At 36.2% G+C, this 20,598-nt stretch carries 21 protein-coding genes; 9 read left to right on the top strand and 12 right to left on the bottom strand.

Features of this window, described 5'->3' with window-relative positions:
* The first annotated feature begins 102 nt into the window (after nucleotides 1-102).
* The 3 genes from ABR854_RS05525 to ABR854_RS05515 all read left to right on the top strand — a co-directional run bounded on the left by ABR854_RS05525 (nucleotide 103) and on the right by ABR854_RS05515 (nucleotide 2,860).
* A complete protein-coding gene (locus ABR854_RS05525) occupies nucleotides 103-1,587 on the top strand; it encodes a helix-turn-helix domain-containing protein (protein ID WP_350264368.1) in 1,485 nt (494 codons plus the stop codon).
* Nucleotides 1,588-1,683: 96 nt separating this feature from the next.
* Nucleotides 1,684-2,358 (top strand): MotA/TolQ/ExbB proton channel family protein, encoded by a 675-nt coding sequence (locus ABR854_RS05520; RefSeq protein ID WP_350264367.1) that lies wholly within the window; start codon nucleotides 1,684-1,686, stop codon nucleotides 2,356-2,358.
* A 100-nt stretch (nucleotides 2,359-2,458) separates the two neighbouring features.
* A complete protein-coding gene (locus tag ABR854_RS05515) occupies nucleotides 2,459-2,860 on the top strand; it encodes an ExbD/TolR family protein (RefSeq protein WP_350264366.1) in 402 nt (133 codons plus the stop codon).
* Nucleotides 2,861-2,894: 34 nt separating this feature from the next.
* Here ABR854_RS05515 and ABR854_RS05510 read toward each other — a convergent pair whose 3' ends face one another.
* From ABR854_RS05510 to ABR854_RS05465, 10 genes are all read right to left on the bottom strand, one after another.
* Nucleotides 2,895-3,725, bottom strand: a complete 831-nt coding sequence (locus ABR854_RS05510) for a CvfB family protein (RefSeq protein ID WP_350264365.1) — start codon at nucleotides 3,723-3,725, stop codon at nucleotides 2,895-2,897.
* A 91-nt stretch (nucleotides 3,726-3,816) separates the two neighbouring features.
* Nucleotides 3,817-5,058 carry a pyridoxal phosphate-dependent aminotransferase gene (locus ABR854_RS05505; RefSeq protein WP_350264364.1) on the bottom strand — a complete coding sequence of 414 codons (1,242 nt, stop codon included), beginning with the start codon at nucleotides 5,056-5,058 and terminating at the stop codon, nucleotides 3,817-3,819.
* A gap of 157 nt (nucleotides 5,059-5,215) precedes the next feature.
* Nucleotides 5,216-5,659 carry a Spy/CpxP family protein refolding chaperone gene (locus ABR854_RS05500; RefSeq protein ID WP_350264363.1) on the bottom strand — a complete coding sequence of 148 codons (444 nt, stop codon included), beginning with the start codon at nucleotides 5,657-5,659 and terminating at the stop codon, nucleotides 5,216-5,218.
* 85 nt (nucleotides 5,660-5,744) lie between these two features.
* Nucleotides 5,745-6,461, bottom strand: coding sequence for a hypothetical protein (locus ABR854_RS05495; RefSeq protein ID WP_350264362.1), 717 nt, complete (start codon nucleotides 6,459-6,461; stop codon nucleotides 5,745-5,747).
* Between the two features lie 72 nt (nucleotides 6,462-6,533).
* The gene (locus ABR854_RS05490) at nucleotides 6,534-7,097 is read right to left on the bottom strand and encodes an RNA polymerase sigma factor (protein ID WP_350264434.1); all 564 of its coding nucleotides are present in this window, start codon (nucleotides 7,095-7,097) and stop codon (nucleotides 6,534-6,536) included.
* Nucleotides 7,098-7,232: 135 nt separating this feature from the next.
* Nucleotides 7,233-8,189 (bottom strand): transketolase family protein, encoded by a 957-nt coding sequence (locus ABR854_RS05485; RefSeq protein WP_350264360.1) that lies wholly within the window; start codon nucleotides 8,187-8,189, stop codon nucleotides 7,233-7,235.
* Nucleotides 8,190-8,275: 86 nt separating this feature from the next.
* Entirely contained in the window at nucleotides 8,276-9,142 is an 867-nt protein-coding gene (locus ABR854_RS05480; protein ID WP_350264358.1) for a transketolase, read from the bottom strand.
* A 190-nt stretch (nucleotides 9,143-9,332) separates the two neighbouring features.
* Entirely contained in the window at nucleotides 9,333-9,782 is a 450-nt protein-coding gene (bcp, locus tag ABR854_RS05475; protein WP_350264357.1) for a thioredoxin-dependent thiol peroxidase, read from the bottom strand.
* Complete coding sequence (locus ABR854_RS05470; RefSeq protein WP_350264356.1) at nucleotides 9,715-11,781, bottom strand: M23 family metallopeptidase; 2,067 nt, start codon at nucleotides 11,779-11,781, stop codon at nucleotides 9,715-9,717. Before ABR854_RS05470 ends, bcp begins: the two co-directional genes overlap by 68 nt.
* Before the next feature lie 72 nt (nucleotides 11,782-11,853).
* On the bottom strand, nucleotides 11,854-12,465 hold the full coding sequence (locus tag ABR854_RS05465) for a fumarylacetoacetate hydrolase family protein (protein ID WP_350264355.1): 612 nt from the start codon (nucleotides 12,463-12,465) through the stop codon (nucleotides 11,854-11,856).
* A gap of 217 nt (nucleotides 12,466-12,682) precedes the next feature.
* On the opposite strand from ABR854_RS05465, the gene ABR854_RS05460 reads away from it, so the two are divergent.
* From ABR854_RS05460 to ABR854_RS05450, 3 genes are read left to right on the top strand one after another with little or no spacing between them, the layout of a single operon-like run.
* Nucleotides 12,683-13,516: a M48 family metallopeptidase gene (locus ABR854_RS05460; RefSeq protein WP_350264354.1), complete on the top strand. Its 834-nt coding sequence runs from the start codon at nucleotides 12,683-12,685 to the stop codon at nucleotides 13,514-13,516.
* 3 nt (nucleotides 13,517-13,519) lie between these two features.
* On the top strand, nucleotides 13,520-13,930 hold the full coding sequence (locus ABR854_RS05455) for a GNAT family N-acetyltransferase (protein ID WP_350264353.1): 411 nt from the start codon (nucleotides 13,520-13,522) through the stop codon (nucleotides 13,928-13,930).
* Between the two features lie 30 nt (nucleotides 13,931-13,960).
* On the top strand, nucleotides 13,961-14,419 hold the full coding sequence (locus ABR854_RS05450; RefSeq protein ID WP_350264352.1) for a DUF1572 family protein: 459 nt from the start codon (nucleotides 13,961-13,963) through the stop codon (nucleotides 14,417-14,419).
* Between the two features lie 20 nt (nucleotides 14,420-14,439).
* Here the strand turns inward: ABR854_RS05450 and ABR854_RS05445 are convergent, their stop codons facing one another.
* Complete coding sequence (locus ABR854_RS05445) at nucleotides 14,440-14,949, bottom strand: cupin domain-containing protein (RefSeq protein WP_350264351.1); 510 nt, start codon at nucleotides 14,947-14,949, stop codon at nucleotides 14,440-14,442.
* A gap of 178 nt (nucleotides 14,950-15,127) precedes the next feature.
* Here ABR854_RS05445 and ABR854_RS05440 point away from each other — a divergent pair, with 178 nt between their 5' ends.
* The 3 genes from ABR854_RS05440 (at nucleotide 15,128) to folB (ending at nucleotide 18,311) form a co-directional block, all read left to right on the top strand.
* Nucleotides 15,128-16,033 (top strand): WD40 repeat domain-containing protein, encoded by a 906-nt coding sequence (locus tag ABR854_RS05440; protein WP_350264350.1) that lies wholly within the window; start codon nucleotides 15,128-15,130, stop codon nucleotides 16,031-16,033.
* A gap of 205 nt (nucleotides 16,034-16,238) precedes the next feature.
* Nucleotides 16,239-17,837, top strand: a complete 1,599-nt coding sequence (locus ABR854_RS05435; protein ID WP_350264349.1) for a DivIVA domain-containing protein — start codon at nucleotides 16,239-16,241, stop codon at nucleotides 17,835-17,837.
* A gap of 120 nt (nucleotides 17,838-17,957) precedes the next feature.
* A complete protein-coding gene (gene folB / locus ABR854_RS05430; RefSeq protein ID WP_350264348.1) occupies nucleotides 17,958-18,311 on the top strand; it encodes a dihydroneopterin aldolase in 354 nt (117 codons plus the stop codon).
* On the opposite strand, the gene ABR854_RS05425 is transcribed toward folB, so the two are convergent.
* Nucleotides 18,308-20,299, bottom strand: a complete 1,992-nt coding sequence (locus ABR854_RS05425) for a M1 family metallopeptidase (RefSeq protein ID WP_350264347.1) — start codon at nucleotides 20,297-20,299, stop codon at nucleotides 18,308-18,310. The two genes, folB and ABR854_RS05425, sit on opposite strands and share 4 nt — an antisense overlap.
* Nucleotides 20,300-20,598: the final 299 nt, after the last annotated feature.

Below are 20,598 nucleotides of genomic sequence, written 5' to 3'. Positions count from 1 at the left end.
CTTGAAATTTGTACATTTTTGTTACCTTTATTGTTGAAAATATAAAAAATGCATTTTCTGCCAACAACCCTAAGATAAACCAAAGAAACTCCAAATTAATTGATGAGCCTTAATACTGATAACATCCGTCTTGTATTTGGACTAAAATTGAAACAACTGCGACTCGACAAAGGAATGTCACTAACTGAGCTGGCACAAAAGTCTGGTCTTTCGATGTCATATATAAATGAGATTGAGAAAGGTAAAAAATATCCAAAATCTGATAAAATAGTGGCTTTGGCCGAAGCAATGGGCGTTGATTATGATACGCTTGTTTCGCTGAAACTCAATAAAAAATTAGAACCTATTTCAGAACTCTTGCGGTCAAATTTTCTTACTGAATTACCTTTTGAAATATTTGGAATCTCACCTGCTGATTTGCTCGAACTTCTTTCTGATGCCCCAACCAAACTGAGTGCATTCATTAGTACAATTATCGAAATTGGGCGAAGTTACAATATGTCGGTTGAGCAGTTTTATTTTGCAGTACTTCGTTCGTACCAAGAAATGCACGATAATTATTTCCCCGAAATTGAAGCAGAAGTTGAAAATTTTCTGGCCGAGCACAAAATATCTCCCGAACAACAAGTTGACGAATATTTTCTGTCTAACCTACTAACTGATAAATATGGGTTTACAATAAAATATTTTGACGAGGAAGATTATCCTGATATTGTGAACATTCGTTCGGTATTTTTACCGAAAACCAATACTTTGCTTATCAACAAGCGAATTACATCTGACCAAAGAGCTTTTACTTTGGGGAGAGAATTAGGCTTTTTGTATATGAAAATCAAAGAACGCCCCTATACTTCTTCGTGGGTGGAGGTAAAATCATTTGATTCTGTACTCAATAATTTTAATGCCTCATATTTTGCGGGAGCGATTCTGATTCGTAAAGAAAAACTCATCGAAAAACTTGAAAAACTTTTCAATCAAGAAACTTGGAATGATAAAACTTTGGTAGAATTGGCTGATAATTTTCAAGCAACCCCTGAAACGCTCTATCACAGAATTAGTAATGTCTTACCAAAGTACTTTGGCATTGATGGAATTTTCTTCTTGCGTTTTGAATCGCCTTCTGGACATAAAGATTATCATTTGACCAAAGAAATGCACTTGGCAAAAAGGCATAATCCACACGAAACTCAAAAAGAACATTATTGTCGTCGTTGGATTTCGCTGAATATCTTAGATGATATGTCAGTTTTACAGCAAGCTAATAAATATAAAGAGCCTTTAGTTGGAGTACAAATTTCAAACTATGTTGATTCTGAAAATCAGTACTTTGTGATGTCGATGGCTCGTCCACTTAATATTATTTCGCACTTGAATATCAGTGTGACCATGGGTTTTGAGTTAAACGAGAACCTGAGGAGTAAGTTTAAGTTTTTAGCCGACCCAAAAATTCCTGTTAGAGAGGTGAATCAAACCTGTGAACGTTGTAGTTTATTTGATTGTAAAGAAAGAGTAGCTGCCCCTGTGATTTTACAGAAAAAACGCCAAGTCGAAAACATGAAGACCGCCTTAAAATCAATGGGGGCTTAGTCTTTCAGTTCAGAAATAATAAAAAACAATAATCTTACATACTAAATTTTACCGTTTTTAAGTTAAATAACCGAACCATACATTTCTCGACCTTATATGTTACAAACTGTTTTGCTTCAAGTTGACTCGACTGCCACGGCAGCAAGTGCGGAATCAATCAATTATTTAAGCCTTCTTCTCAAAGGTGGTGTTGTCATTTATCCAATCTTAATCTTATTATTTGTTACGATTTTCTTTATGATTGAGCGTTATTTGTTCATCAGAAGTGCATCAAACATTGATTTTGGTTTTTTGAGGTCATTGAAAGATAATATTTTGAGAGGAGATTTACGTACCGCAACGACTTTGTGTAAAAGTACAAACTTGCCTATTGCAAGAATCTTAGAAAAAGGTATTACTCGTATAGGTCGACCCGTGAAAGATATTGAAAGTGCGATGGAGATTCAAGCCAATTTGGAAGTTTCAAAAATGGAGAAAAATATGGGTTATTTGGGCCTTATTGCAGGGGTTGCTCCAATTTTAGGTTTTGTGGGTACAATCTTGGGTATTATTCGTATTTTTTATGATATTGGTACAACTGGAAATTTTACGATAGAAATTATTGCCAATGGTTTGTATGAAAAAATGATTTCTTCATGTTCGGGTTTGGTTGTAGGTTTGATTGCCTACATCGGTTATCATGGAATCAATATGATGATTGATAAATTTGGAATCCAGTTACAAGCTACGGTTATGGATTTTCTTGATACTTTGAATGAGCCTGTTCGTTAGTCCGTCGTTTATAGTTCAAATTAAACTATTTATGAGGATTATTAATAAGCATTTTTAAACAAAAATTATCGTCAGTCGTCTATCGACCATCGTCTAAAATATGAAATTAAAAAGACAAAGAAGATTTGTAGCTGAGGTATCTACATCATCGCTGAACGACATCATGTTTTTCTTATTGTTGTTCTTCTTGATTATATCTACGTTAGGAAATCCAAACGTAATAAAACTGTTACTTCCAAAATCTTCAAAATCGACCCATGATGTAAGTAAACAGCCTGTTTCGCTCACAATTACTAAAGATAAAGTATATTATATCAATTCAACACCAATTCCGTTTCCACAGTTAGAAGAGCGTTTAATGGCTGCAGTACAAGGAATGGAAGAGCCAACGGTTGTATTAAGAGCAGAAAGCTCGCTGACCGTGCAAGATTTAGTAGATGCGATGTCGCTCGGTGCAAAGTTGAAAATCAGAATGGTTTTGGCTACCGAATTGAATAAATAACAGTAGAGACGTTGCATTGCAACGTCTCTAAATATCAATTCAAATAAATTCCATCTTCTTCTATTCGTATAACCTTTTGGCGATATAAAGCACCAACCGCTTTTTTGAATGTCTTTTTGCTCATTTCGAGCTGATACATCACATAATTCGCATCGCTTTTATCTGTCACATCCAAAAAACCATTATTGGCTTTAAGTTTTTCCAGAATACGTTCGGCGTTTGGTTCTACGTTGGCGTAGCCTTGTTTTTGCAAACTTAAATCAACTCTGTTGTCGTCTCTTATGTTTTTTACAAAACCTTTGGTTCGAGTACCTATTTTTATTCGCTGAAAAATCTCATTTTCATAAATCAGACCTTTGTATTTATTATTGATAATGGCATTTAAGCCTAAATCAGTTTCTTCAAAAATCAAAAGATCAACTTCTTGACCAATTTGCAAATCAATGTTTTCTTTCTCGAAATAGCGATTTACTTTACAAGAAGCCACCAAACGGTCGGTTTCTTCATCTAAATAAAGATAAACAGCGTACCATCTACCTTCTTCCATTTTTTTGTTTTGCTCTCTGAATGGCACAAACAAATCTTTTTCGAGTCCCCAATCTAAAAAAGCACCAATCGCCGTAACCGATTTTACCTGCAAACAAGCAAATTGATTCAACTGAATTTTAGGTTCAAGATTAGTCGCAATAATTCTGTCTTCTGAATCTCGATAAACAAATACTTCGATATCATCGCCCACGATGGCATTTTCGGGAACGTATTTTTTAGGCAGAAGAACATCATTGCCTTCATCATCTCCCAAAAACATTCCAACGCCTGTACCACGAAGAATGCGTAATGTATTTTTTATACCTAAATGAAGCATCTTTTTTAATTAATAATTGATAATGGATAATTGAAAATTAAAAATTGAGAACTTCTAATTTATCATTCTCAATTTTTAATTTTCAATTAGTTTAAGCTAACTCCAGTTCGTCAACTCGTGTGCGAGTGTGGTCTAAGAAGTTTCTGATTCGGCCAGAAGCAGTTTCTAACTCTTCCGATGAGGCCAAAAATACGATTCTAAAATGGTCTGGTTTTATATAATTAAAGCCAGTTCCTGACACAACCAATACCTTTTGCTCACATAATAAATCAAAAGTAAATTGTTCATCATCTTTGAACGAGAATTTTCTTAAATCTATTTTCGGGAAAAGATATAATGCTCCTTTAGGTTTTACGCACGTAACTCCAGGAATATCAGTCATTTTATAGTGAATCAAGTCACGTTGTTTGCACAAACGCCCGTTAGGAGCAACTAAATCATTGATACTTTGATAACCTCCAAGAGCAGTCTGAATCGCATACTGGGCAGGCACATTGGCACAAAGACGTAAGCTTGCCAAAAGAGTAAAACCTTCAACAAAAGATTTTGCCCGATGAGTTGCTCCGCTCAAAATAACCCAACCTCCACGGAAGCCAGTCGCACGATAATTTTTTGATAAACCACCGTAAGTCATCACAAATACATCATCGCTCAATGAAGCCATTGGAATGTGTTTTGCTCCATCAAAAAGGATTTTATCATAAATTTCATCAGCAAATACTATCAAATTATGCTCTGCGGCAATTTTTATGATTCCTTCTAAAATATCTTTATCGTAAACTGCCCCAGTTGGATTATTGGGGTTGATAACTACGATACCTTTGGTTTTACGAGTAATTTTGCGACGGATATCATCTAAATCTGGGTTCCAGTCAGATTCTTCATCACAGATATAATGCACTGGTTTTCCGCCAGAAAGTGCCACAGAGGTTGTCCAAAGTGGATAATCAGGAGATGGAATCAAAATTTCGTCTCCATCGTTCAAGAGAGCTTGCATTGTCATTACAATTAGCTCACTCACGCCATTCCCAATAAAAATATCATCAATCGTAACCCCATGAATGCCAATCTGCTGGGTATAGTGCATAATGGCTTTGCGGGCAGCAAAAATACCCAAATGGTGTACATATCCCTGTGCGTTGCGGATATTCATAATCATATCATGCACAATTTCGTCGGGTACATCAAAACCAAACGGGGCGGGATTACCAATATTGAGATTGATGATTTTTTGTCCCATTGCTTCGAGTTGCTGGGCTTTCTCGAAAACTGGGCCACGAATGGCATAACTCAAATTATTGAGACGATTGCTTTTATTGATATTGTTTTGCATCTTCAAAAAGAATAATTTCTACGCAAAATTAGTCAAAAATCATGCGTTATTTTTCTTTTAAGAAATAAAAAAGGTCAATTTACTGAGAAATTGACCTTTTAGCGTTTTTAAGGAAGACTTCGCTCGAAGCGAAGTCTTCCTTTTTAATAAACTTTTACTAATTATCCGCCTTTTCGTTGAGTTTTTCAAGAAGCATTTTATTAAAATTTGCTTCGGTACGTTTGAGTTCAGAAAACTGTCGAGGGGTAATTGTCCGAAGGATTTTGTTCATATATTCTTCTTCTAAATCAAGCTCTTTTCTGCGAAGAGAGATTACTTGTTTTTGAGCTGAAAGAATTTTATCGTCAGTTGCGGCCAACGAGACTGCATCTTCCATTGTTCGTCGAATACTCTTTTTAAGCTCAATTTTTTTGTTTTCGTACTCATTATAAACCGCCCAAAATTGTGGAGCTTGCTCTGGCGTAAGATTTAAGCGTTCGGTAATCATTCCAATTTTGGCCGAATGGATTTTTTGCAATCGCCCACCACCGCTGCCACCTTGACGGTTTTGTGCAATTGATATTATCGGAATTAGCAGCAGTATAAAAATTGTTTTTTTCATTGTATTTAAGGTCTGACTGTGCATCTGACCAGTTTATGGTAATCGAAAACTATTTTTGGGTCAGACATACAGTCAGACCTTTGTGTTAAATATCTTCTTCTAAATCCTGATTTTCGAGATGTTCTAAGATATCTTGTTTGTTGATATTCAGGCCATCTAAAACTTTATTATCAGTTGCTTTTGTTGAGTTTTGAGGAGTTTCGGTGGCTGATTCGTATTCAAGATAACTTAAATCCTGAGTTTCAAGATAAGTTTCTATCTCTTCATTACTTACTTTTTCTAAGGCGAGTTCGGTTTTGTCTTTGGTAAATTGCGGGATGCCAACCCATAAACCTACAATCAATACCACACTTGCTGCTGCCGACCATTTAATTTGTGGTGTTTTCCACCAATTCACTTTAATAGTTTTGCCTGATTTTGGTGCAATATGTGACAGGGTTTTCTCGCTTAGACCTTCAAAATACCCCTCTGGAGCTCTAAAAATATTTGTTTTTCCAAATCGCTCTATGTTAGTATTGAGTTCAAGTTCTTGAAAATAGTTGTCTGGAACTTTGAAAATATTTACTCTTTCGAGTCTTTCTAAATCAATGTTTTTCTTTTCGATTTGCTCAATTCTTCCCATAATCTTGGCTGAAAGTCCTTCAAAATAGCCTTCAGGCATCGAAAATGGCGTTTGTTTTTTTGAGTTAAAGCTTGTAGTAGATTCAGAAGTTTGTTTTAAAATAGACAAGGTGAGTTCATCAAAGTAATGATTAGGTACTTTGAAAACATTGAATTTATCTATTTTATCAAGTGAAATCATGCTGTTTGTGCTTCAAAAATTTGTCAGAACGATATTTTGACAAACATATTTTAAAAAGGTTTAATTTTTTTCTCAGAAACTTGCTTCTTGAGCGTTCAAGTTTTCCTCAATTTTTTTGACAGCTAAATGATAAGAAGCTTTCAATGCTCCAACTGAAGTACCTGTTATTTCAGAAATCTCTTCGTACTTCATATCATCATAATACTTCATATTAAACACAAGTCGTTGTTTATCAGGTAGTTGTAAAAGAGCCTTCTGTAATTTTATTTGAATTTCATCGCCCGAAATATAATCTTGACTTATTGAACTTTCGAGTGTATTGAGCAAATCAAGACTATCGTCGTTTTCAAGCGGAACGTGATTTTGACGACGTTTTTTCTGTAAAAAATTTAAACTTTCGTTGGTTGCAATTCTATAAATCCATGTATAGAGTTGAGAGTCAGACCTGAAATTCTGCAAACCTTGCCAAACTTTGATGAAAGTTTCCTGCACAACATCATCGGCGTCGTCGTGGTCAATAACCATTTTACGGATATGCCAATAGATTTTCTGCTGATATTTTTTTATCAGTTGACTAAAAGCATTGTGCCGTTTAAACTCATCTTGAAATTGTAATAGCAGTTCCGAATCGGATATCATACAAAAAATATTTTCTGTGTTGTAGGTTTGACTATTAAACTCAAATAAAGTTTAATTTCATATTCAAATTAATAGCAAAAGTGCTGATTACGAAATATTTGTAACCAGCACTTTCTATTTGAAACTTATATTTTATCCTTTTCTCGCAATCACTTTCAATGCTTTCTCTACGATTGAGGCAGCATTCAAACCGTATTTTTCCATCAATTGAGCAGGTGTTCCTGACTCTCCGAATGAATTATCTACCGCTACGTATTCTTGTGGAGCTAAGAAGTTTTTCGCTAAAGTCTGAGCAATTGCATCGCCCAAACCACCATTCATTTGGTGTTCTTCGCACGAAACCACGCATTTAGTTTTACGAACCGATTTTAAAATCGCTTTTTCGTCTAAAGGCTTAATCGTGTGGATATTAATGATTTCTGCACTGATGCCTTTTGCTTCCAAAATCTCACAAGCTTGGATAGCCTCCCAAACTAAATGACCTGTTGCAAAGATACTTACATCTTTACCTTCCGAAACCATCCATGCTTTTCCGATTTCAAACTTTTGGTCAGGTGCAGTGAAAACAGGCACAACTGGACGACCAAAACGTAAGTAAACTGGGCCTTCGTGTTCGGCAGCAGCAATAGTTGCTGCTTTTGTTTGGTTAAAATCACAAGGATTAATAACTGTCATGTTTGGCAACGAACGCATCATGGCCAAATCTTCTAAGATTTGGTGAGTTGCACCATCTTCGCCTAATGTAAGACCAGCGTGTGAAACAGCAATCTTAACATTTTTGTCAGAATAAGCAACTGACTGACGGATTTGGTCATACACACGGCTCGAACCAAAGTTAGCGAAAGTTGTAGCAAACGGAATTTTTCCGCCGATGGTCAAACCAGCTGCTACACCTATCATGTTTGCCTCAGCGATACCACACTGGATAAAACGCTCAGGGTTTTCTTTGATAAAAGTATCAATTTTCAATGAACCCACTAAGTCGGCACAGAGTGTCACGACATTAGGATTTGTGCGACCAAGCTCGGTCATGCCCGCTCCGAATCCAGAGCGTGTATCTTTTTTCTCGGTAAATGGATATTTTGTCATTTTTATAATATCGTTTTTCAAACAATCAATAATGAATGTTTGATTGAAGAGGTTTTCTTGAATAACTAAAATTGTATTGATTTGGCTTAATAATCTCCCAAAGTCTCAGGCAATTGAGCCAAAGCTGCGGCCAATTGCTCGTCGTTTGGAGCTGTACCGTGCCATTTGTGAGTTCCCATCATGAAGTCAACGCCAGCACCCATTTCGGTTCTCAACAAAATCATTACTGGTTGACCTTTGCCCAATAAACGTTTTGCTTTACGCAAACCCGCTACTACTTGCTCCATATCATTACCGTCTTTGATTTCCATAACATTCCAACCGAATGCCTTGTATTTAGCTTTCAAATCACGGTTCGACATTACTTTTTCAGTCGGGCCATCAATTTGTTGTCCGTTCAAGTCGATGATTCCAACTAAGTTATCAAGTTTGTGGTGTGGAGCGGCTTGTGCTGCTTCCCAAACTTGTCCTTCTTGTTGTTCGCCATCGCCCATTAAGCAATAAACTGTTGTTTTTTCGCCATTCAAACGCTTCGCCAATGCTGCACCAATTGCTACTGACAAGCCTTGTCCGAGTGAACCAGACGCAATACGGATACCTGGAAGATGCTCATGCGTTGTTGGGTGACCTTGTAAACGAGAATCTAATTTACGGAAAGTAGCCAACTCTGTTTTGTCGAAATAGCCTCTGTGAGCTAAAACGCTATAAAAAACAGGAGAGATATGACCATTTGAAAGGAAAAATAAATCTTCGTTGGTGGCATCCATATTAAAAGTCAGGAATCCACCTTTACCTTTACGGTTGTTGATTTTCATTTGTTGGAAATAAAGTCCAACAATCACATCAGTACAACCTAATGAACCACCTGGGTGACCTGATTGACAGCCATGAACCATTCTAACGATGTCTCGACGTACTTGCGAAGCGATGTCTTGTAATTCTTTGGTTTGCATTTACAAATAATTATTAAGTGTCAAATATACAATTAATACAAAAGTAATAAAAAAATATAAAAAAGGAATGTTTTACTTAGTATTATGCAAAAGTACGGAATACATCTTGCTTTAAAAACACAAAAACCTCGCTTTCGTGAGGTTTTTGCTAAAATCTATATTATTTGTACAAAAAAGTATCAGAATAAAATTATCCTAAAATCTGTTCGGCGTGGTTTTTAGTATCTACTTTCTGAATGATTTCTTCGATAATACCTTTTTCGTCGATAACGAAAGTTGTACGAACAATTCCCATGTAAGTTCGGCCATACATTGATTTTTCTGCCCAAACACCGTAATCATTTACGATTTTTTGGTCGGTATCGGCCAGTAAATCAAAAGGTAATTCGTATTTTTTAATAAATTTTTGGTGTGATTTTTCATCGTCAACGCTTACACCCAAGACTACGTAGCCCTTAGCTAAAAGTGCTTCATAATTATCTCGAAGACTGCAAGCCTGTGCCGTGCAACCTGGTGTTGAATCTTTTGGATAGAAATAAAGTATTACTTTTTTGCCAAGAAAATCTGACAAATTAACGACGTTTCCGCTTTGATTTTTTGCTTGAATTTTTGGAGCTTGACTTCCTACTTTTAGAGACATTTTTCTTGCTTTTAGAGGTTTTCTTAGATGATTTCTTAGTAATTTTCTTTACTGCTCTTTGGGTCGCTATGTATTCGTTAATATTAACTTCATAAACTGCCAAATTACCCACATTATCTGTTACTTCTAACTTCAAATCACCATTAAATGTTTCTGATTCATCAAGCTTTATTGACCAAATTCGGTTTGACTTATACTCATAATCCATCAGAACCCAGCGACCATTTACGAAGCAATTAAAGTTTTTTATGCCCGAAAGCCCGTCTGAAATTGTAAAACGTAACTCAGTAGAATCAATTCTTACGGGGCGAATACTTGGTGCTTCATTGTCAGTAATGACTTGAAAATCGCCTAATTCTTTGGTCTTAAACTGAATCTGATTGCCCAACCATGTTCCGCCCAAATATTTTCGTCCATCGTTTACATAATAGACACTTGCTTTAGGAGAAATGGCCACGCCCGAAGGAGTCCAATTTATAGTCATAAAATCTTTTAGCGGAATTTTCTCAGTATTTATCGAAAGACGATTGCCATTTAGGGTAGTTTTCAAATAAAGCGTGTCGTAAAGAGCATCGACAAAGTCGATATTGAGATTTGGCTCAGCATAATATTGTCCTTTCTGTGGTAAAACTTCCTGCTTGATATTTAGTCTCTCAGAGCTATTTTCTACTTGAATAAAATCAGCAATACCTTTGTTCAAATCATGCAAATAAACCGACTCGGCACCTCGTCGATAAGCTAAAGGAACAGCCGTAGGAATTCCTTTGTATTGTAAAACTGCGGTAGGTGATTTTGCATTTTTTGCTCTAATAGCCAATGTATTTTCGGTAATAGAAGTAGAGATATTGCCAGAAAAGTTACTCTCCTGAGCCAGTTCTTCCGCAAAAACTTCATTTGGTTGATCGCCTTGAATAGAGAAGTTCATGGTTGTTGCATTGCCATAGGTATCTTTCACTTCTATCGAAATCTGATGGATCTCTTTGTCTTTAATAACAATTTTACCTTGATTTTGGTCAGTTTCGTAAATAGAAAGGCGATTTCCATCGGAGACATAACATTTTTGAATTCTTACTCCATTGCTTTCTGCAATGTCATAATCAATATGTACGTTGATATCTTTTGATATATCAAAAGGCATTTTTTCAAGACTTAGTTTATAACTTATATTACCATCAATTTTTACCTCAACATCAGTCACACCCAAACGAAAAGGAGATGTTTGACTTCTGTCATAGGTATTGAGTTCGAGCCCGATTGTACCATGAGCTTTAATGACGGCGGGGATGCTATAATTACCATTCGAAGTACGAGTTGGAGCAATAGAAACTCTGCCGAATTCGCCATTTACACGTGAGTATGCATTGAGAGTTTTCAAGATAACTCGCTCAATAACAGGTGCTTGTGAATCCTGAATTTCCCAAAAACCAAACTTTAATGGATTGATGGCATTTTCGGCTTCATCACGAATTTCGAAGTGAAGGTGCGGCCCACCTGATGCTCCAGTATTACCACCAATTGCCACGATTTCACCTTTGCTGACAGGTAAATCTTTAGGGGAAGGTGAAAGCTCAATATCCCAAACTTGTTGGTTATATTCTTTTTGACGAACATACTGCTCTATGCGAGCATTGAAGTTTTTTAAGTGTCCATAAACAGTGGTGTAGCCGTTGGGGTGCGTGATATAAATTACATTTCCATAACCGCCACGCATGACTCTGATTTTTGAAACGTAACCTTCTGCTGCGGCATAAACTTGATACCCTTCAACACCTCCCGTACGAATATCAATTCCTGCATGAAAGTGATTGGTTCGCAAATCTCCAAAACCGCCAGATAGAGATGCTTGCTGGCCAGGTTGTATTGGAAACATGAAATAGCCTTTTGGATACTCTTTGTTTTGTGCTGCTTTTCTTCGCTGGGCAAAAGCCCTGTTGGAAGAAGTATCAGATACTAAATATGTAACGAGCAAAAGTGTGCTTAGAATGCGTGTAATAATCATAAGTACCCCTAACCCCTAAAGGGGGATTTTTTTGTATAAATATTTTATTTATTTTCCATCGTTTATAACAACTTACTTTACCTCAAATTCCAACATTTTTTCTCCCTCAATATAGGCTGTTAGCGTGTCGCCTACTTTTACTGCTGCTACGCCCGCAGGTGTTCCCGTAAAAATAATATCTCCAGTTTTTAATGTAAAATACTTTGAGATAAAAGCAATAATGGTATCAATCGGGTAGAGCATCATCGATGTATTTCCTTCTTGACGTAGGTCCCCGTTTACATCTAAATGAAAATTGAGATTTGTTAAGTCAGTGTATTTTGCTTTTGGAACAAAGCCAGAAATAGGAGCAGAGCCATTGAAACCTTTAGCCAAATCCCATGGTAAACCTTTAGCTTTAAGTTTTGATTGTATATCACGGGCAGTAAAATCAATACCGATTCCGATTTCTTCGTAATATTTATGGGCAAATTTTTCCTCAATGTTTTTTCCCATTTTGCTGATTTTTACAATAATCTCAACCTCGTGATGAATATCTTGTGAAAAATCAGGATGATAAAATGGCTCATTATCTTTCAAAATAGCCGTTTCTGGTTTTGTAAAAATAACGGGTTCGTCGGGGCGTTCGTTATTGAGTTCTTTGATATGTTCGGCGTAGTTTCGGCCAATAGCGATAATTTTCATGAAAAATATTCTAAAATTTGAAGAAAAAAAATTCGGATGAATTGACAATATTTGCACGTCAGTAGATCAATTCTGTTTACAAAAATAGGCAATAAATCGTTTGTAAGCATCCTTTATCTGGCATAATTTTTTAAGTTTTCTCAAAAATAACTGTTCAAAATTGTAATATTTGAAACAAAAAATCGTCGTAAAAGTAAATTTTAATAATAGAAAAATAATGAAAACATTTTTTAAATCTTCGATTGCTGCAATCGGTTTAGTAATAATTATTTGGGCGTGCCAGCGAGTTCCACTTACTGGTCGTAAACAATTTGTTGGATTAGTTTCTAACGAACAAATGATGGCAATGAGTTTTACGGAGTATAAAGGTTTTATGGACACATCAAAGGTTGTGTCATCGAATGTGAAAGATGCTGAAATGATTGCTCGTGTGGGCGGAAGAATCAAAACTGCCGTTGAAAACTATTTGATTCAAAATAATTATAGCCAAGTTATAGATGGTTATCAATGGGAGTTTAAGTTGGTTCAAAACAAAGAATTAAATGCATGGTGTATGCCAGGTGGAAAAGTTTGTTTTTATACTGGTATTTTGCCCATTTGCAAAGATGAAGCCGGTGTAGCAGTAGTCATGGGACACGAAATTGCACACGCAATTGCCAGCCACGGACGTGAGCGTATGAGCCAAGCAATGGCTGCTCAAGGAATAACACAAATTGGTGCGGTCGGTGCAGGAGTTGCTACTGGTAATCAACAAGTAATGGAAGTGGCGGCTCAAGTATTAGGGATTGGTTCGCAGCTTGGCTATGTTTTGCCAAATAGCCGTAACCAAGAATCAGAGGCAGACAAATTAGGCTTAATTTTTATGGCTATGGCTGGTTATAATCCACAAAATGCCGTAGAGTTTTGGAAAAGAATGGCAGAGGCGGGAGCAAAGTCTCAGAAACCACCAAAGCTACTTTCAACTCACCCTGCCGACGAAACTCGCATTGCTGATTTACAAAAGCAAATGCCACAAGCACAAAAATATTATCAAGCTTATGCTGGAAAATAATGTATGATTGAAATAAAAGAAATAGATGCATCGGAAACTTGGCCACTTCGACACAAAGTAATGTGGCCAAGTAAACCTTTAGATTTTGTAGTCCTTCCGAATGATGATGAAGGACTACACTTTGGGTTATTTGAAAAGGAACTACTCGTTTCTGTTATTTCTTTATTTATTAATGGTCAAGAAGGGCAATTCAGGAAATTCGCCACTGATGATTATTATCAAGGAAAAGGGTATGGCACAAAACTTCTTAATTACCTAATTGGAGAAGCCAGAAAGCAAAATATTAAATCCTTGAAGTGTAATGCTCGAATAACTGCTATAGAATTTTATCAACGTTTTGGAATGAAAGTTGCTTCGGAGAGTATCAGAAAAAACGGTAAAGATTACGTAATAATGGAGCTTGATTTTGAGTAATAATGTATCTTTTATAAAAAAAACAAAACTATGCTCGAATCCTTGATTAGACTTTACGACCGTGATTTAAGAAAATTGAGAAGTGAAATAGAGGCTTATAAAAATGAGGATGACTTATGGCAAGTTAAATCCGAAATCAATAATTCGGCGGGTAATCTTTGTTTGCACTTAATTGGAAATTTAAATCATTACATAGGGCATCAGTTGGGTGGTACTGATTATGTAAGAAATAGGCCATTAGAGTTTTCAGATAAAAATATACCTAAAGCTATTTTAATTGAAAAAATAGAAGCAACCCGAATACTACTTCAAGAAATTTTACCCAGCATTTCTACCGAGACTTTAACTCAAAATCATACGACAGAATTTCATGGTGGCAATGATACCAATGAGTTTTTTTTGATACATCTACTTTCTCATCTCAATTATCATCTTGGACAGATCAATTATCATCGGAGACTCGTAAGAAAAACAAAGTCTTCCCTTTAAGGGAAGACTTTGTTTTTCTTTTATCTACCAAAATCATCTTGTACTCTTACAATATCATCTTCGTCTGATGGATTTTCTGGGTCGGTATGTTGCCAAATTTCGGCAATAATTCCCCAGCCATCAAGACCAATCAAGCGATGTCTTTCGCCTTGTTTTAAGTTAATAATTGTGCCAAGCGGTAACGTTTGGAGTTCGTTCTCTTCATCAGTTTCGCTGGTCACAACTCCCGCTGTTCCACCCACAACTTTCCAAATTTCAGCTCTACGGAAATGGTACTGCCACGAAAGACGTTTTTGCGGAGCAACCACCAAGATTTTCGGGCTAAGTTTACGTCCAATTCCAAAGTCATTTACCGATAAATGTGGAAAATAAGTTTCGATGAACTGAGGTGCTTGCGACTCGTCAAGTACAAAAAAGCCACCCCACGGACGGCTTTGGTCTTGTTTGTCAATGTTGAATCCTAAATCAGTGATTACTTTTTCAACTGCTTCAAAGACTGCTGTTTTTTCTGTTTCGGCCGAAAAATTCATGAGAATGTGTATGAATGACGTATTAATGAATTAATTTTGTGAGCAAAAATAGTATTTTGTTTGATAATTCCTTGAAATTTTGCCGATTTCCTAAGAAAATATAGTCTTTTGTTGATTTTATGTTAAACTTCGACGTTTATCATTCATAAAGTTCAATAATAGATATGTGAGAATGATTATGATAAAAGTTGAAAAAATAGACACCTTTACGGGGCATCGAGATTGTGTATATACCTTAGAAAAATCTGATGAGGCTCATCGTTTTTTTTCGGCAGCGGGCGATGGATTTATCGTCAGATGGAATTTGCAGAAGCCAGATGTAGGTGAAATGATTGCTAAAGTTGCCCATTCGGTTTATGCAATGGCATATCGACCCAACGAAAATCATCTCTGGATTGTCGAAAACTTTGAAGGTATTCATGTCATAGATATTGATACCAAACAAGAGATTCATTCGTTAAAATTAGCAGCAACTAATTATTTCGATATTAAGATTTATAAAAACTTAGCGTACATTGCGGGTGGTGATGGCGTTATATCTATTATTGAAACCGATACATTAAACTTTGTTAAGCAAATAAAAGCGTCCGAAATGAGTGTTCGATGTTTATCAATTAATCCTGTTGAGAGAGAGTTTGCAGCAGGATTTAGTGATAATACCATCAAGATTTTTGATTTGCAGACTTTTCAGCTCAAAAAAGTTATTGAAGCTCACCAAAATTCAGTTTTTGCCCTAAAATATTCACCAGATTTCAAATATTTGCTTTCAGGAAGTCGAGATGCTCGTCTGAAAATTTGGGATGTTGAAAAAAGTTATCTCTTAGAAAAAGAAATTGTAGCTCATACTTTTGCTATTAATAATATTGATTATAGCCCTGACTATAAGTATTTTGCCACTTGTAGTATGGACAAATCATTGAAGATTTGGGATGCTGAAAGTTTTAAATTATTAAAGGTAATCGACCGTGCCAGACACGCAGGACATGGCACATCGGTTAATAAATTACTTTGGACTCAATACGACAATCAGCTTGTATCAGCCAGTGATGATCGTACCATTTCGGTTTGGAAACTGGCCTTTTGAAATGATGGAATGGCATCGTTTTTGAATAAATGTATTAAATTTTTAATATTAAACATACTTTTTTTGTTACTTTTGCTGATTAACTTATATTTAACAAATTTTTGATTGAAAATATCTTTTTGAGTATTTCAGCAATCAAAAAGAGCAAAAATCTATTGCTCCGCCATCAGAAAACGTTTCAGAATTCCCTAAAACATTTTTAACAATGAAGATTACCCCCCTCGAAATACGCCAACATGAATTCGAAAAAACTTTTAGAGGCTATAATATCGAAGAAGTCGACAGTTTTTTAACTAATCTTTCCCAAGAATGGGAGCGTGTGCTTAATGAAAGCAAAATGCTCAGAATGCAACTCGAAATAGCTGAAAAAGAAGCAAATAAGTTGCGAGAAATTGAAATGACGCTTTTCAAAACCTTAAAAACTGCCGAAGATACCAGCACAATGATTACTGAACAGGCAAATCAACAGGCTGATAAGCATCTTCAAGAGGCAAAATTACAGGGTGAAAAGTTGTTGATGGATGCTCAACAAAAAGCTAATGGTATAGTTAGACAAGCGGAGGATAGAGCGAGGTATATTAAAGATGAGGTTTTGGGTGATGTAAAAGTATTAGAAAGAGATTTCCGTGCGATGGACCACTACAAAACTAATCTTTTGGTGCAGATGCGTAGCCTTTCGACGGCAACTCTCGAACACGTACAACGCTTTGAAGATAAATTTGATAAAGAGGGAGTTGAAGCGAAGTTTAAAGAGGCTACGTCGATGCTCACCGAAGTTAATGAAACAGTAGTTAAGGAAATAGTTGCACCAATTGAGGAAGTCAAAGTTAATGAGATTGAAAACATTAAACTTGAAGCATTAGTTGAAGAAGAGGTAGTTGCGGATATCCCAAGTATTATACCGGAAACCCTTGAAATTACAGATCCAGTAATTGATCAAGTAACTCCAATAGAAGAAACAGTTGCAGAAGTAGATTCAATTGAAGAAATAATCGAGGAAGCAGTAGCAGAATTACCGATAATTGAGCCAGAACCATTGACTGAAACGATGGAAGAGCCTATCGAGGAGCAGGTTGTGACCACCACAATCTTATCTTCATCGGTCAATAGTTATGTAGAACCTCAAGCAGTCGTTGAACAAGAATATATAAGTAAAAACAATACTCCAAAAGCTGATGAATTAGAAATAATAGAAGGTATTGGTCCAAAAATAGCGATGTTGCTTTACGATTCTGGAATCTTTACTTTTCGTGATTTAGCCACGACACCTGTTTATAAAATCCAAGAAATTTTAGAGCAAGCTGGACCACAATTTGCCCGCCACGACCCAAGTACTTGGACGCAACAAGCCAAACTTGCTGCCGAGGGCCGTTGGAATGACTTGGAAGCATTGAAATTCTATTTAGTTGGTGGACGTGAACCTAAGAAAGATGAGGTTGAGGAAGTAGCTGATGTTAATTCCGAAATACAAACACCTGCACCTGTCGAAGTTGTTTCAGCTATAGATGAAATAATTGCTGCACCTGAGCCAATTGTTGTAGAGAAGCCAGTGGCTGTTGCTCCAATTGTAGAAGAAGTCAAAGAGAATATTTCATCATTTACGGCTGCCCCAGTTGAGAATAATCTTGATTCGATTACTGAAGAAATGCTTGAAAAAGTAAATAAAGTAAAGGCGGCTATCAGAAAAGCAATGGTTGAAAAAAATGATGTTCCTGTGAAGGATAACACTCCATTACCAACCTTAAATGATATAATTTCAAAAAATGAGAGTACTTCAAACAGTTCATTTTTTGATAATTTATAATTGGTAGATATTTACTGAGAAGGTTCAAGTAATTGCTTGAACCTTTTTTTGTTTCATTTTTGTTAAAAACTGTACTGTTGGTAAAAAATTAATCTCCAACTATCAATCATTAAATATTTTATGGGAATTATCTCGCTCGAAGGTCTTGAGTTTTTTGCTTATCATGGGTATTATGATGAAGAACAAAAAATTGGTAGTAAATTTTCAATTGATATTGCAATTACGGCCGATTTGAGCCGTGCTGCACAAGAAGATAAATTGAAATTGACTGTAAATTATGAAGATGTATATAAAATTGTAGCCGATGTTATGAATGAAAAACATCGGCTACTGGAACACATTGCTTATAAAATCATTGAAGCTATTAAATCGCAATTTCCTCATGTTGAGGCTGTTACGGTTAATGTTTCCAAATTCAATCCGCCACTTGGGGGTATTTGCCATCGCTCGAAAGTTACGATTTCAGTACCTTAATTTGGTTGAGGAGTTGCAAGTTTAGAAGGCTTCCATTGATTGTTTCGTATATTGACATCTGGCAATTTATTGTCAGGGTCAATTATGATTGATTCAATAGCTGATTTTGAATCATGTCTGAAACTCCATGTACTGCCACGCTGCCATATTTCAAAAGGTAACTGCACACGTTTTTTTGTGCCGTTAGTTTCTTTGATTTCGAGCGTGACTGGCATTGGCATTTTTTCCAAATTCTCAATCGTAATCACTGAACCCTTAGTGGCATCTTGCTGCACATAAGTTACGTCTTTTACTGCTTGGTCAATTTTCCAATCATTCAAGTACCAACCTTTCCAAAACCAACCTAAATCTTCACCTGCAGCATCTTCCATTGTTCGGAAGAAATCAAGAGGAGTAGGGTGCTTGAAAGCCCAACGATTAACGTATTCTTTAAAAGCATAATCGAAACGTTTTTCACCTAAAATTAATTCACGAAGCATCGTAAGGCCATAGCCTGGTTTCATGTAAGCCGCAATTCCCAAATTATTATCTTGAATTACATCAGGAATATTTGCAATCGGGTCACGGTCATAATAATAGGGAGTCATTTGTCGAACATTTTCTGGACTGTAATATTCACCATTATTAAAGTTTTTGGTTGAAAGACTATTAATAAAAGTATTGAAACCTTCATCCATCCATGCATATTTACGCTCATTACTTCCCACAATCATAGGGAACCAGTTATGCCCGAATTCATGGTCGGTTACGCCCCAGAGGCTTTCGGTTTTGTCTCTGTAATCACAGAAAACGATCCCTGGATACTCCATTCCTCCAACAACTCCAGCCACATTTACGGCACTTGGGTAGCTGTATTCGTAAACATATTTTGAATAAAACTCAATACAACCCTTTACATATTCCGACGAACGTCCCCAAGCATCATTTCCATTGCTTTCTTTTGGGTAAACCGATTGTGCTAAAGATGTTTTGCCACTTGGAAGGTTAATTTTACAAGCATCCCAAATATATGCTTTTGAACTTGCCCAAGCTATATCACGGGCTTGTTTACATTTAAATTTCCAAGTAAGTGTTCCGTTTGTGCGTGGACGTGACTTTGCATCAGTAACTTCTTCGGCACTTCTGATGATTACAGTTTTATCACTATTTTTTGCTTCATTTAAGCGTCTGATTTGCTCGGTTGTCAATACTTCATTCGGATTCATTAATTCTCCTGAACCAACTACAATATGATTATACGGAACTGTTATATTATATTCAAAATCTCCATATTCTAAATAGAACTCTCCTGCACCCAGATACGGTAAGGTATTCCATCCTTCTACATCATCATACACCGCCATCCTTGGATACCACTGAGCTACTTCGTAGATAATTCCCTCTTGGGTCTCTTGTTTTCCCATGCGGTCGGAGCCATAACGTGGAATTTTAAAAGAATACGAAATTTTGATTTTTACCTCTTCGTTAGTTAGCATGGGTTCTGACAAACGAATTTGCATTCGGGTATCATCAGTCAAATGTTCGGCATAGACGGAACGGGTAAAGACTTTTTTCCCAGTTTGAGAAGTTTTTTCTACACTTACGAACTGAACAGTATAGCCACCATCGAAACCTGTATTTCCGAAACGTCCACCTGCAATTGTAGTGGTTTTTCCCCCTCTTGATTCATTATTAAATTGGTTTTGGTCAAGTTGAAGCCATAAAAATGGTAATTTGTCGGGACTATTATTTTTATAAGTTATCTCAACATCTCCTGACAAAGTATTCGCTTCTTCGTCGAGTTTGATATTGATTTTATAATCGGCCTTATTTTGCCAATACATTGGTCCTGGTGCACCTGTCCCACTACGATACGCTGTTCCTGGCATGAAGTTAAAGAGCGGATTAAAGGCATCACGGTGGTCATACTTTGATGTTGTGGGTGTTTGAGCCGCTATTTGTTGAAAAATGGCTAAAGCACAAACCAGCAATATTTTATTGATTTTCATGAGTTTGAATGAATAATTTATATAATAAAGATGAAATATAAGCTAATTATCGTGTACTTGCCCTTTCAAAACGGTAAAGTAATAAATTTCGTTTGTAAAGAGATAGTATTATTTTAGAAAAGTTGCAATTAGCGGCTTTATTAGTTTCCATTAAAATTATGATTTTATTTGATTTGCAAGTAACTTTATAATCATAAACAAGTCTAATAGTTTACAGGTATTTTTTTTTGATTTTATAGGCTCAAACAATAATTTTATGAGATTTTAGCTTGCCAAAAGGTATTTTTTTCATAAATTGG

The organism is Emticicia sp. W12TSBA100-4, assembly GCF_040253585.1.
Lineage (GTDB): Bacteria > Bacteroidota > Bacteroidia > Cytophagales > Spirosomataceae > Emticicia.
Note: the sequence above shows the minus strand (reverse complement) of the source record. Positions and strands in the feature narration are given on the sequence as shown.